At 40.2% G+C, this 13,301-nt stretch carries 15 protein-coding genes; 10 read left to right on the top strand and 5 right to left on the bottom strand.

Features of this window, described 5'->3' with window-relative positions; translation table 11 throughout:
* Nucleotides 1–20 precede the first annotated feature (20 nt).
* Entirely contained in the window at nucleotides 21–269 is a 249-nt protein-coding gene (locus JWP71_RS07060; RefSeq protein WP_299498193.1) for a hypothetical protein, read from the bottom strand.
* A gap of 137 nt (nucleotides 270–406) precedes the next feature.
* Here JWP71_RS07060 and JWP71_RS07055 point away from each other — a divergent pair, with 137 nt between their 5' ends.
* From JWP71_RS07055 to JWP71_RS07010, 10 genes are all read left to right on the top strand, one after another.
* On the top strand, nucleotides 407–1,318 hold the full coding sequence (locus JWP71_RS07055; protein WP_299498192.1) for a PHB depolymerase family esterase: 912 nt from the start codon (nucleotides 407–409) through the stop codon (nucleotides 1,316–1,318).
* Nucleotides 1,319–1,421: 103 nt separating this feature from the next.
* Nucleotides 1,422–2,702: an AMP-binding protein gene (locus JWP71_RS07050; RefSeq protein ID WP_299498191.1), complete on the top strand. Its 1,281-nt coding sequence runs from the start codon at nucleotides 1,422–1,424 to the stop codon at nucleotides 2,700–2,702.
* A gap of 123 nt (nucleotides 2,703–2,825) precedes the next feature.
* Nucleotides 2,826–4,367: an aromatic amino acid ammonia-lyase gene (locus JWP71_RS07045; RefSeq protein WP_299498190.1), complete on the top strand. Its 1,542-nt coding sequence runs from the start codon at nucleotides 2,826–2,828 to the stop codon at nucleotides 4,365–4,367.
* A 4-nt stretch (nucleotides 4,368–4,371) separates the two neighbouring features.
* Nucleotides 4,372–5,100: a 3-oxoacyl-ACP reductase FabG gene (gene fabG / locus JWP71_RS07040; protein WP_299498189.1), complete on the top strand. Its 729-nt coding sequence runs from the start codon at nucleotides 4,372–4,374 to the stop codon at nucleotides 5,098–5,100.
* On the top strand, nucleotides 5,097–5,513 hold the full coding sequence (locus JWP71_RS07035; protein ID WP_299498188.1) for a 3-hydroxyacyl-ACP dehydratase: 417 nt from the start codon (nucleotides 5,097–5,099) through the stop codon (nucleotides 5,511–5,513). The genes fabG and JWP71_RS07035 overlap by 4 nt, the downstream gene beginning before the upstream one ends.
* The gene (locus tag JWP71_RS07030; protein ID WP_299498186.1) at nucleotides 5,513–6,640 is read left to right on the top strand and encodes a beta-ketoacyl-[acyl-carrier-protein] synthase family protein; all 1,128 of its coding nucleotides are present in this window, start codon (nucleotides 5,513–5,515) and stop codon (nucleotides 6,638–6,640) included. The genes JWP71_RS07035 and JWP71_RS07030 overlap by 1 nt, the downstream gene beginning before the upstream one ends.
* 17 nt (nucleotides 6,641–6,657) lie before the next feature.
* On the top strand, nucleotides 6,658–7,284 hold the full coding sequence (locus JWP71_RS07025; protein ID WP_299498185.1) for a hypothetical protein: 627 nt from the start codon (nucleotides 6,658–6,660) through the stop codon (nucleotides 7,282–7,284).
* Nucleotides 7,285–8,484 carry a beta-ketoacyl-[acyl-carrier-protein] synthase family protein gene (locus JWP71_RS07020; protein ID WP_299498184.1) on the top strand — a complete coding sequence of 400 codons (1,200 nt, stop codon included), beginning with the start codon at nucleotides 7,285–7,287 and terminating at the stop codon, nucleotides 8,482–8,484.
* A gap of 2 nt (nucleotides 8,485–8,486) precedes the next feature.
* Entirely contained in the window at nucleotides 8,487–9,551 is a 1,065-nt protein-coding gene (locus JWP71_RS07015) for a beta-ketoacyl synthase chain length factor (protein WP_299498183.1), read from the top strand.
* A 9-nt stretch (nucleotides 9,552–9,560) separates the two neighbouring features.
* A complete protein-coding gene (locus JWP71_RS07010) occupies nucleotides 9,561–9,932 on the top strand; it encodes a hypothetical protein (RefSeq protein ID WP_299498182.1) in 372 nt (123 codons plus the stop codon).
* 20 nt (nucleotides 9,933–9,952) lie between these two features.
* On the opposite strand, the gene JWP71_RS07005 is transcribed toward JWP71_RS07010, so the two are convergent.
* From JWP71_RS07005 to JWP71_RS06990, 4 genes are read right to left on the bottom strand one after another with little or no spacing between them, the layout of a single operon-like run.
* Nucleotides 9,953–10,216 carry a phosphopantetheine-binding protein gene (locus JWP71_RS07005; RefSeq protein ID WP_299498181.1) on the bottom strand — a complete coding sequence of 88 codons (264 nt, stop codon included), beginning with the start codon at nucleotides 10,214–10,216 and terminating at the stop codon, nucleotides 9,953–9,955.
* A gap of 7 nt (nucleotides 10,217–10,223) precedes the next feature.
* Nucleotides 10,224–11,513 (bottom strand): ABC transporter permease, encoded by a 1,290-nt coding sequence (locus JWP71_RS07000; RefSeq protein ID WP_299498180.1) that lies wholly within the window; start codon nucleotides 11,511–11,513, stop codon nucleotides 10,224–10,226.
* Nucleotides 11,513–12,268 (bottom strand): ABC transporter ATP-binding protein, encoded by a 756-nt coding sequence (locus tag JWP71_RS06995; protein ID WP_299498179.1) that lies wholly within the window; start codon nucleotides 12,266–12,268, stop codon nucleotides 11,513–11,515. Before JWP71_RS06995 ends, JWP71_RS07000 begins: the two co-directional genes overlap by 1 nt.
* Nucleotides 12,259–13,284, bottom strand: coding sequence for a BtrH N-terminal domain-containing protein (locus tag JWP71_RS06990; protein WP_299498178.1), 1,026 nt, complete (start codon nucleotides 13,282–13,284; stop codon nucleotides 12,259–12,261). The genes JWP71_RS06995 and JWP71_RS06990 overlap by 10 nt, the downstream gene beginning before the upstream one ends.
* Between the last annotated feature and the right edge of the window lie 17 nt (nucleotides 13,285–13,301).

The raw sequence follows: 13,301 nt of genomic DNA, 5'->3' as shown, positions 1-13,301 counted from the left end.
GATGAGCGGCTCTTTTCTTTTTAATATGTACGATAATGCCTTACTCCATGACGGTAATAATAATGCCTTCTTACCGCACCTCTTGATCGTCTTTCCGATCCTCTTATTATTACCCTTCCGCGAGGCGCAGGAGGTGGTGGTGGAGTTCCTAAATGTATACGGGGCAATGGCGGACGTGGTGGTGGCGGCGGTAGCCTTATCTGGCCCTGTGCCAGTACAAATGTGACTGCTGTAATTACTGCAATTAGCAATACTTTAATAATTTTCATGATGTTGATTTATTTTAAGCAAATATTTCTGCTATACTAATAACTTTAAATATTCTAAACGGTTTTAAATAAAACAGCACTGGTAAAATAACGTTTTTAATAATAGTTGGTTGTTAATAAACTTTATAATAGAATATATGAGGCTGTTCACCTTTTTAATAATAATATTCACATCCATGTCAGTTTTGGCACAATCATCTATACAACTGGTAAAGGGCAATTTGATTATTGATGGCAACAAGCGTTCATTTCTAACTTATGTGCCGTTTACTGATGAGCCAGATAAAATGCCGGTAGTTATTTCGTTACATGGCGGCTTTGCAAGCCCCAAGTCTATGTTCCATTTAGCAGATTTCAGGCCTATTGCCGATCGGGAAAAGTTTATTGTTGTATGCCCGGCATCCAAAAATATCTGGCATGATGGTGCTGATATTCATAGTATTGATGACGTGAAATTTATAGATCATCTGATCACTTATATTATACAAACTTACCATGCAGACCCGGAACGGGTATACATAACCGGTATATCAAATGGCGGATTTATGACTACAAGGCTTGCTTGCCAGCTTCATCACCGGATTGCTGCTATTGCAGTTATTGCGGCAACATTAGATATGGGCCAGGGTTATGATCTTACAAGCCCGATGCCTGCACTATACATGCACGGAACTAAAGATCCTGTTGTTTCTTACAAAGGGGGTAAATTGTTTGGAAGAGGAGCTTATTCGCATGAAGAGATAATAAAAAAATGGATTGCCTTAAATGATTGCGATAAGGTGCCCTTAGTTACCAATATACTTGATACAGCGCATGATGGTACCAGTATTCTTAAAGAAGAATATGATAATTCTAAAAACGGATTAAAAGTTATTAGTTATACCATTAACAATGGTGGCCATACCTGGCCCGGTGGCTGGCAGTATTTCCCTCAATTTATTATAGGTAAAACAACGCGTAATCTGAATGCCTGTGAGGAGATATGGAATTTTTTTAAACCCTATAAATTATTTCTCAAAAATCAACCAACTACTGTCATCGTGCGATAGTGAGAGATGTTCCACACGATGCTGAGCCGCTTATTTAAGATTTATCCCCACGCCTCGTCAAAATGACACGTATTTTTGGTTTATTTGTGATTATCATAACAATATGAACATAACCGTTACAGCAGATAAAGTAAAAACCGATCAGGAGCAAAAGCTGCAACAATTGTTACTGCATTTAAGCAAGCATTCACCGTTTTATAAAGAATTATTTGCTCAACATCAAATTGATATCAATTCTATCAAAACCATACAGGACCTGGCCAAAATTCCAACTACCGGCAAGGAAGACCTTCAGAAACGTAATGACGACTTTTTATGCGTAAGCCGCGATAAGATAATTGAGTACGCTTCAACATCCGGTACGTTAGGTAGCCCCGTAACTATTGCTTTAACTGAAAATGACCTGAATCGCTTAACACATAACGAATACAACTCCTTTGTTTGTGCGGACGGAAAACCCGAAGATATTTACCAGCTCATGCTAACGCTCGACAGGCAGTTTATGGCCGGCATAGCCTATTACGCTGGTTTACGTAAATTAGGAGCAGGGATTATTCGCCTGGGGCCCGGGGTGCCATCTATGCAGATAGAAACCATACAGCGTTTAAACCCAACTGCTATTGTTGCTGTGCCCTCCTTTATTTTAAAGCTGATACAGTTTGCAAAGAATTATAACATCGACCTGAATAAGACATCCGTAAAAAAAGCAATTTGCATAGGCGAGAATATCCGTAATACCGATTTTTCACTAAATATATTAGGTAAGAAAATAACCGAGGCATGGGATATACAACTCTATTCTACCTACGCGTCTACCGAAATGCAAACCGCGTTTACAGAATGCCATGAAGGCCATGGTGGCCACTTGCAGCCGGAATTAGTTATCGCTGAGCTATTGGATGAGGATAATAACCAGGTATCTGCAAATACCCCCGGCGAGTTAACTATTACCACGCTCGGGGTAGAGGGCATGCCGCTACTGCGTTACAAAACGGGCGACATTTGCATGTATTATGACGAACCTTGCGCTTGCGGCCGTACAAGTTTGCGGTTATCGCCCATAATTGGCCGTAAAAAGCAGATGATCAAATTTAAAGGTACTACACTTTACCCACCTGCGATGTTCGATCTGCTGAATGAAATGGAAGAGGTGATTGATTATGTGGTGGAAGTATATTCTAACGAGATAGGTATGGATGAAGTTTTATTGCACCTGCTTCCGCTGGATGATAGCAAAGCCTGCGACAACCGAATAAGAGCCTATTTACAGGCCCGGTTGCGCGTAAGTCCGCATGTTACCTATATTACTGCCGAACAACTGCAAAAAATACAATTCCCTGAATCTGTGCGTAAGGCGGTTAAGTTTATTGATAAGCGAGTATAACCATACTCTATGGCAACTAATCGACACTCTCTAATTACTATCACTATTTTATATATTTGTCATCCATCGCAGCAAACTATTAGGCTGCGTTTGGGTTTAAAGATTGATTATTAATATTTGCCTATGATAACTGTTGGACAGAGCGTCCTTACTTTAGCTGACTTTAACGATATTGTTTTTAATAAAAAGTCGATTTCTCTATCTCCGTCAGCTTTAAATAAAATTGAGACCAATTTTAAGTTCCTGCAAAACTTTTCCTCCAATAAATTAATTTATGGAATAAACACCGGTTTTGGCCCCATGGCACAATACAGGGTAAGTGAAGAGAATTTGCTGAATTTGCAATATAATTTAATTCGCAGCCATAGTTCGGGTAGTGGCACATTGCTTACTCCCGTGTTGGCAAAAGCTTTAATGGTTGCCCGTTTAAATAGCCTAATACAGGCTTATTCCGGTGTGCATACGGATATAGTTGAACTGCTTAAAGAGCTTATAAACAATGATATAGCCCCTTGTATCTACGAGCATGGCGGAGTTGGTGCAAGTGGCGATTTAGTACAATTGGCCCACCTGGGTTTGGTGCTGATTGGTGAGGGAGAAGTAATATATGATGGCGAAACCCGGCCAACTATTGACGTATTTAATAAACTAAATATAAAGCCACTAACTATTCATGTACGCGAAGGACTGGCTACTATAAACGGTACATCAGCCATGACAGGTATTGGAATGGTTAACATTATCCAGGCGCAAAAACTTTTGGGTTGGTCGGCCATGTTTTCGGCTATGACCAATGAGATTGTTGAGGCTTATGACGACCATTACTCGCACGAACTGAATATAGTAAAGCACCATAAGGGGCAAAACAAAGTAGCCGCTATGCTGCGCGATATTTTGAAGGATAGTAAAATGATCCGCAGCCGTACAGATCATCTATATCATCCGGATAATATTGAGCAGGAAATTTTTGAAGATAAGGTACAGGAATACTATTCATTACGTTGCGTAACTCAAGTACTGGGTCCGATATATGATACCATTACACAAGCAGAAAATGTACTGGTTAATGAGCTGAACTCGGTAAACGATAATCCGGTTATTGACCACATCAATCAAAATGTATTTCATGGTGGTAACTTCCACGGCGATTATGTATCGTTAGAAATGGATAAGCTGAAGATTGCAATCACTAAATTATCTATGCTATCAGAGCGCCAGTTGAATTATTTGTTGAACGATAAGTTGAATCTGAAATTTCCGCCATTTGTAAACCTGGGTGTTTTAGGGTTGAATTTTGGGATGCAGGGCGTACAGTTTACCGCTACATCAACGGTAGCCGAAAACCAGACTTTGTCGTTCCCGATGTATGTACATAGCATCCCTAATAACAATGACAACCAGGATATTGTGAGCATGGGCTGTAATGCCGCTTTAATGACCGGCAGGGTTATAGATAATGCTTTTACGGTGTTATCTATCCAGTTAATGACCATATTACAGGCTATTGATTATTTGGCTTGTCAGGACAAACTGGCACCGCATACTTTGGATTTATATAACAAAGTTAGGGCAATATTCCCCAAATTTGTGGAAGATTCACCAAAATATAAGGATATAGAGCGGGTAAAGAACTTTTTAGAAATGACTAATCCCGCAATAGGATAACACCATGAAATGTGCATTAGTTACAGGCGGTTCAAGAGGAATAGGCAGAGCTATCTGTACTAAAATGGCTGCTATGGGCTATTATGTGCTCATCAACTATAAAAGCAACACAGAAGAAGCTAATAAAACCCTTGAATTGGTAAAAGAAAGCGGCAGCGATGGCGAGTTGCTACAATTTGATGTAGCTGATAAAGAACAAATTAAAGAGGTGCTGGATGGTTGGATAAACGCAAATGAAGGCAATGATATTGAAGTGCTGGTAAACAATGCCGGCATCCGGGATGATAGCTTAATGGTTTGGTTGAAAGATGAACAATGGGACAATGTAATAAACACAAGCTTAAACAGTTTCTTTTATGTAACACGTTTAGTTTTAGATAGTATGATGCTTAACCGTTATGGCAGGATCATTAATGTAGTTTCACTATCAGGCATTAAAGGTTTGCCGGGTCAAACCAATTATTCGGCCGCTAAAGCAGGTGTAATTGGGGCAACTAAAGCACTGGCACAGGAGGTTGGGCGCAGCGGGATTACGGTTAATGCCGTAGCTCCCGGGTTTATTAAAACAGATATGACCGAAGGGCTGGACGAGAAAGAGTTAAGAAGAACTATACCCGTTAATCGTTTTGGTTTGCCGGAAGAAGTTGCTCATGCTGTGGGGTTTTTAGCATCAAAAGAAGCAGCCTATATAACAGCCGAAGTATTATCAATTAACGGTGGTTTATATTCATGATAGCAGGAGAAAGCATTTTATCCTTAATACCTCAAAAGCCGCCATTTGTTATGGTGGACGAATTATTATTCTCTGACGATAATATCACCAAAAGCAGCTTTAAGATCACCGCAGATAATATTTTAGTAATAAACGGCGAGTTTAGCGAAGCCGGCCTGATGGAAAATATGGCGCAAACCGCTGCTGCTGGTTCTGGCAATATGGCCCGAATTGAAAACAGGCCCGTTGCTAATGGTTACATAGGTCAGGTAAAGAATTTTGAAATATACAGCTTGCCCCAAATAGGGGATGTGTTATTTACAGAGGTGAAAATGGAGGTCCAGGTTTTTGATGCCGGTATTGTATCCGGAAAAATCTGGTGTAATGAGGAGGTAGTGGCGCAATGCGAAATGAAAATATTTATCAACCAGTAATGTCCGCGGTTTATATAGTAGCTGATAATATATACTCACCTATAGGGGCCACAACTGCCGAAAATTTTGAGCAGGTTAAACAAGGTATTTCCGGTATTAAACAACATCATAATACCGCGTTAGCGGATGAGCCGGTATATGCTTCGCTTTTTGATTGCGCCGATTTTAAAATTGATAAACAATTAACCTACACCAGGTTTGAACGGTTATTGATAGCATCTGTTGAAGATGCTTTAAAAGACAGCGGGATAGAAGCCGCCGATAAAAAGACAGTTCTTATCCTATCGTCAACTAAAGGCAATATAAGTTTACTGGAAACCGAGGCCGATAACCCGGAGTTAAACAATCGTATTGCTATGCATACTTCGGCTAAGTTGGTTGCAGCGCATTTTGGTTTTGTAAACCAACCGTTAGTGGTATCAAACGCTTGTATATCCGGCATTATGGCTATACTAACCGGAATGCGGTTAGTGCAGTCGGGCCAGTATGAAAACGCTGTTATAGTGGGGGCCGACATTATAACCAAATTTGTGTTATCGGGCTTTCAATCATTCCAGGCAATAAGTACAGAACCATGCCGGCCATTTGATAAAAACAGAACCGGTATAACTTTGGGCGAGGGCGCGGCAACCATGGTCTTGTCGTCAAACGCCGAATACAGTGATAAGATCAAGGTTTTAGGCGGAGCGGTAAGTAATGATGCCAATCATATTTCTGCGCCCTCACGCACAGGAAAAGAGCTTAAACAGGCAATTGAGAAGGCATTAAGTATAGCCGGGTTAAAAGCCGGAGATATTGACCTTGTCTCCGCCCATGGCACAGCTACAAGCTACAACGACGAGATGGAAGCAAAAGCAATAGCCTTAGCGGGATTGGATAAAGTGCCTTTAAACAGCTTAAAAGGCTATTATGGTCATACCTTAGGTGCGGCAGGGTTGATAGAATCAATTATTTCTATCCAATCATTAAAACAAAACCTCATCTTGCCTACTTTAGGATTTAAGACGATGGGAGTAAGCGACGCTATTAACGTTTGTACAAAGTTAACACCGGCACAGCTAAAAACTTGTTTAAAAACCGCATCAGGTTTTGGTGGATGTAATGCCGCGGTGGTATTTAGTAAATGACCAATTAAACTTACAAGGTGAATAATTACATAACATCATATTGCACTATTGTAAAGCATGTTGTTTATAAGAATGAAGTGCCGGTATTTGAAAACCGGGATGCAGACCTGCCTGCGTTCCTGTTATCTGCATACCAGTATTTCGGGTTGAATTATCCTAAATTTTACAAAATGGATAACCTGAGTAAGTTGGGATGGTTAGCTTCTGAAATATTATTAAAAGGCAGTTATATAAAAGATTATGAACCCGAAGATGTAGGTTTGGTTCTCTCTAATGCCAATTCAAGTCTGGACAGCGACCAGAAGTATATTAAAAGTGTAAGTGATATTCCAAGTCCGGCGTTGTTTGTATATACCTTGCCAAATATTATGATCGGTGAAATATGTATCCGCAATAATTTTAAAGGCGAGGATGCGTTTTTTATATTTGAAAAATTTGATGCTGGTTTTATTGAGCTATATGTAAATAATCTTTTAAATAACAATACTTTAAGCGCTTGTATTTGTGGGTGGGTTGATGTATTTGAGAGCGATTACAAAGCGGTTTTATTTTTGGTTGAAAAGGAAGAAAGGGATAATGCTATATCGTTTTCCAAAAAGAATCTTGGCGGTATATTTGATAATTTAGTAATAGATAAAATATAAATGAGTTCATCGGTTTATGTTGCAGGTGTGGGTGTTATTACAGCGATAGGCAATAATGCAGCAGATAATCTGGCCGCTTTTGAGTGTGAGGAGGCGGGAATGGCTGAAATAACTTTAATAAACACGAAACTTCATGGGCAAGTGCCTGTAGCAGAGGTGAAACTTAGCAATACAGAATTAGCCGCTATAACGAATGTTTCTTCACAACTGAGCCGTACTACGCTTTTAAGCCTGATAGCGGCTAAGGAAGCCTTAAATGATGCTGGAATAGCAGATATTTCTTCATTACGTACGGGTTTTGTTTCGGCAAATACGGTAGGTGGTATGGATAAGAGTGAGGATTTTTTTGTAGAGTTTACAAAAGATAATAGCAAAGGCAAACTGCGTAATGTATTCGACCATGAATGCGGCAGCATGACCGAAGCCGTTGCAAACGAATTGGGCCTGACCGATTACATGACCACCATCAGCACCGCCTGTTCATCCTCGGCAAACGCCATATTTTATGGCGCGAGGTTAATAAAGAATGATCTGTTAGATGTTGTAGTAGCCGGTGGAACAGATTCGCTTACTAAATTTACGCTGAACGGCTTTAATACGCTGATGATATTGGATAAAGAATTTTGCAAGCCGTTTGATGATAACCGCGAAGGACTGAATTTAGGCGAGGGCGCGGGCTATGTTGTACTGGTTTCAGAAAAAGTTGCCAGAGCGTTAAGTAAGCCGCTATACTGCAAATTAAGCGGCTACAATAACAGTAATGATGCTTATCATCAAACCGCCTCATCGCCTGATGGTACAGGTTCTTACCTGGCTATGCAGGGCGCATTGGCAAAAAGTGGTTTACAGCCTTCGGATATTGATTATATTAACCTGCACGGCACCGGTACGCCTAATAATGACAGTGCTGAAGGTACCGCTATAAAACGTTTGTTTGATCCGTATTACCCTAAAATGAGCTCTACAAAATCATTTACCGGGCATACGTTGGGGGCAAGCGGCGGGGTTGAAGCCGTGTTTTCTGTTTTAGCGATCAAGCATGGATTGATCTATCCCAATCTGCGTTTTGAAACGCCCATGAAAGAATTGCCTTTTACTCCCGAAAAACATTATTTAAAAGACCAAAAGATCAATCATGTGTTGTCAAATTCATTTGGCTTTGGCGGGAATTGTACATCGTTAATATTTTCGGCTATTTAAACATGAAAGTATATATACGATCTGCGGCCACTATATCAGCCCAAAAAACGTTTGGCAATGTTCCGTTTTTAACCGAGCCGGTTGAATACCAGGAAACTCGCCTGAATACGATAGAACCCGACTATAAGGATTATATCGACCCCAAACTAATACGGCGCATGAGCCATATCATAAAAATGGGTGTGGCCGCTGCACGGGAATGCTTAACCCAGGCTGGTATTGAAATGCCGGGAGCAATTATTACCGGTACCGCTTATGGCTGTTTGGAAGATACGATTACCTTTTTAACCCGGATAATTGAATTGGAGGAAGAGATGCTCCCCCCAACCGCGTTTATTCAATCAACCCATAATACAGTAGCGGCACAAATAGCATTGATGTTAAAATGCCATCAGTACAATAATACATTTGTACATAAGGGACTTTCGTTTGAAAGTGCTTTGCTGGATGCTGTTATGCTTTTAAAAGAAAAAGAAGCTGATAATATTTTAGTAGGCGGCACGGATGAAATGACCGATGCCAGTTTTACTATATTATCCCGGTTGGGGCAGTATAAGCGTTGGCCACTATCTAATTTATCGTTGTTTCAAACCAAATCAAAAGGAACTATCGGAGGAGAAGGTGCCGCGTTTGTTTTGGTAACTGATAAACCATCAACAGATAACCTGGCAGAGTTAACAGCGGTTAAAACATTTTATAAGCCAAAAAGCAACAAAGATGTTGAATTGAAAATTAATAGCTTTTTAGCTGATAACTCACTAAATATTGAAGATATAGACCTGGTGATCACCGGAAAAAACGGGGACCTGAAAAATGACGCGGTTTATGAAGCTTTAACCCAGTTGTTATTTGCAAATTGTTCGTTGGCTAATTATAAACACCTTTGCGGCGAATATCCAACATCGGTATCATTTGCTTTGTGGCTGGCATCAAATATTATAAAAAAGGGTATTGTTCCGGCTATTGTTGCCGAAAGTGCTATCAAAAACCCATCGCCTAAAAAAGTTTTGATCTATAACCATTACCAAAATAACTACCATTCATTAATGCTGGTTTCGGCCTGCTAATCTATCATCATGATTAAAGAACCATTGTTTAATATTATATCATTAAATCATGAAGAAAATTCAGTTAATACCGTTTTAGAGATACATCAATATAATGAAATTTTCCAGGGCCACTTCCCCGATCATCCGGTAGTGCCCGGAGCCTGTATGCTGCAGATAGTGAAAGAGGTGGTGACCAAGGCTTTAGATAAGCCATTACGTTTAATTAAAGCAGATAATATTAAGTTCTTATCATTAGTTGAGCCGGGCGTTAATCATTTACTGCAATTGGATATAGCTTATCAAATAATTGATAATGATATTAAGATCAACGCCAATTTAAGAGCAGGCGAAGTGGTGTGTATGAAATTGCAGGGAACATTTCAAACAACCCAATCATAACACGCGCCGCCGAAATTATTTTACTTCTTCCTGTGTTCCTCTATATAATCAGCCATTGTATTAATATCAACCAGCGCTTTGCGGCCCTCTTTAGGATCCTTGATATCAATACCGTATTCTTTTTTAAGCAACACAATTAGTTCCAGCGAATCTATGGAATCCAAGCCTAAGCCATCGCCAAATAATTGCTCATCGTCTTTTATATCAGCAGGAGTAAGGTCTGTTAAGTTTAAAAATTGTATAATCTGTACTTTTAGCTGTTCTTTCAGCGCTTCTTTTTCCATAGGGTAATTATATCAAATTTTTTCTTTTCAATCCTAAATAAGTTATGAATTGAATTATAACAGTAATAATAAATAAAGAACCAATATTGTTTAACACATCCTTTAGTTTGCCGCCTTCTAAAAACAAACTATAATAAGCTTGCAGGCACCAATGCATCGGCGAAAAGTTAGATAATGTTTTAGCAAGACCCTGCATGGCAAAGCTTGGTACCATTAAACCACCTATACACGCCAGTATCACAATAGATATTGCGCCAAAGCCGTTGGCTTGCTCCTGTGTTTGGGCAAATACACCAACGCATATAGCGTAGCTTACCGCGCACCAGCCGCAAACAAGGGTAACAATAAATAATGCGAATAGATCCTGCGGTAAATTTAAAGGCGGCAAACCAATATACGGAAACAACCATATACCAATTGAGAATATCACAACCGCTTGTAATAGCGTAACTCCTAAATAAGTGACCTGCTTGGATAGTAAGCCAACCAAATAATTTGTCGGCAATGTTTTTAAACGGATAAAGCTGCCGCTCACCTTTTCTCTCACCACACTGCCACCAAGCGACATAATAACGAAGAACATGGCAAAGATGGTCCAGGCCGGTACATTATGCTGACTGGCATTGGGCGTAATACGTGTGCCATCTTTTGATACAGGAAGCATGTTAATAGTAGTATTGCTATTTAGCATTTCATTTTCCAGGCTTTTAGGCAGTTCTTTTTCGTTTGATGAGTAATAGAGCGTTCTTAAAGTTTCACGGGTTTGTACCAATTGTAACGCGCTGCGGATAGCTCCCTGGATAGAAAATCGTAACGATTCCTGTAAAACGGGATTATAATATAAGGTAAGCGGGCCAATGCCGCTTGTTTCTTTTTTTATAGTGTTTTTAACAGTATCTGTTTGTCCGCTAAAAGCAGCCATAGCTTTGTCCGACGCGCTTTTTGCTTTAGCATTTACTTCTGCCGAAAAATTGGCCGGGATAACTATACCTAACAGTGCATCCTGGCTTTGCATATCATCTAATATAGTTTTTTCATGTCCCTTTGGTATTTGTGATACCTTGAACATACCTATCTTATCAATAGATTCAATTAATTGCACGCTTGACTTGCCTGTATCAGTATTGCAAATTATAATAGGCAGCTTGTTTTTGTTCACTAACTGGAACGTGCTGTTTTGTATACTGGTAACCACCACTACCAATATTATTGGCATAACAAACATCAGGGAAATGCCTACCTTATCACGAAGCAGAATGCGTATATCTTTCTTTATGGATACCCAAAGTTTAAACATTAGTTTCTGTAGGCTTTACCAGTTAAATTGATGAACAATTCTTCAAGGCTATCATGCTTGTGTTCTTTTAACAGATCATTAATGTGGCCCTGTGTAATTATTTTGCCTTCGTCAATCATAGCTATTTGTTCGCAAAGGTCCTCTGCTTCGCTTAACTGGTGCGAGGTATAAATGAGCGTAGTGCCATTTTTATTCAGCTTATGCAGATAAGTGATTATAGCATGCCGTGTTTGCACATCAACCCCTACGGTAGGCTCATCCAAAACCAATACCTGAGGGTTATGTATCACACCAATAGCCAAATTTACCCTGCGCTTCATACCACCCGAGAATTTTTCGACTGCTTTGTTCCGCACATCGTCCAAACCTAAAATATGCAGCAGTTCGTTAGTACGGTTAGCTATTTCAGTTTTGGTTAACCCTGCCCACGCGCCAAAAAACTCCAGGTTTTCGGCAGGAGACAGCTCCTGGTAAAATGAAAAATCTTGCGGAACAAAGCCAAATAGCTTATTTACTTCTTTATCTGGTCCGCCTGCTGTGTATCCTAACAGTTTTATGGCACCCTCATCGGCTGTAAGTACGCCGGTCATTAAGTTCATTAACGTTGTTTTACCCGCGCCGTTTGGTCCGAATAAACCAAAGCGTGTGCCCTTTGGTATCTGTAAATTAAGATCGGTAAAAGACGGGTCGGCGTTATCGGGATAACGGAAGCTCATGTTCTCAATACTTACTGCAAAGGATTGGGCTACTGCCATTTTATATTTTTTAACGCTGTAAAAGCTTTCTTTTCTATTTCGGCAATTTCTAACAGGTAATCGCCCATTATATTAAAATCTTCCTGGCTGCCAATACGGCCCTTGTAAATACCCGCGGCCTGTACAGCAGCCGTGCGCCAAAGATCGCCGGAAGCAGTAAACGTTTGCGATATCTCCAACAAATCATCATTGGGGATATACCCATGCGCCTCCTGTAAGAATGCGCCATAAATATACCTAAATCCGCCACCGCCTGTGCCTATTTCTTCCTGCATACGCACCAGTTGTGCCAAATATAATCCGGCCTTTTTTAAACCTAAGTTATCGCGCCATTTTTTTATTCTTTTGCCTGTGTACCTTATGCCATTTACCCCGGTAATGGGCCCGGCCAGGGTAAGCATATTACGCACGTTTTTTTTAATACCGCTTTTAATGGCTCTCTTTACCTGGTCATCTGTAACTATGGTGTTTTCTTTGGGGTAATATAGCTGACCGTTGGGTGCCAAAGCACCTTTGGCAAACCGTACACGCTCCAATTCATAGCCGGTTAAAATATTTGTATGTTCCATTACGGGGTCGCTCACCATATAGTTGCCATCTTCGGTACCGTAAACAATTAAATTATGGGCGTTGAAATGAAAGCGATACTCTTTAGGGAAATAAGGTAAATAATAAACCCCAACCTGGCAACCCACCGGATGCCCTGCTGCCAAACATTCATTCAGGAATTGTTCTGCTGCTTCTTTCGATCTGAATTTTTTGCGCACAACCGGGATATTCAAAGCCTTGCACGTTCTTTTAAATATCAACCCCGGTAAAGTGCGGAACGCGATTACCGGTCCGTTATTTATCGTCAATAATGGAATATACACAAAGAACAACCCCGCGCCAATACCAAAAGCCAATGGTTCGGTAATTTGCTGAACACCTGCGTTTTTTAACAGGCTCATGGTTACACCGTTTTCGCAGTGTGCCGCCTGTATGTGTTTAAATGGGAGTATGGGCTCTGAATTCATTTAATTATTATAGAAAA

The sequence above is a fragment of the Mucilaginibacter sp. genome, assembly GCF_028287845.1.
In the GTDB taxonomy this organism is placed as follows: Bacteria; Bacteroidota; Bacteroidia; order Sphingobacteriales; family Sphingobacteriaceae; genus Mucilaginibacter.
The sequence above is the reverse complement of the archived record's forward strand: the minus strand, read 5'-3'. Positions and strand labels throughout refer to the sequence as shown.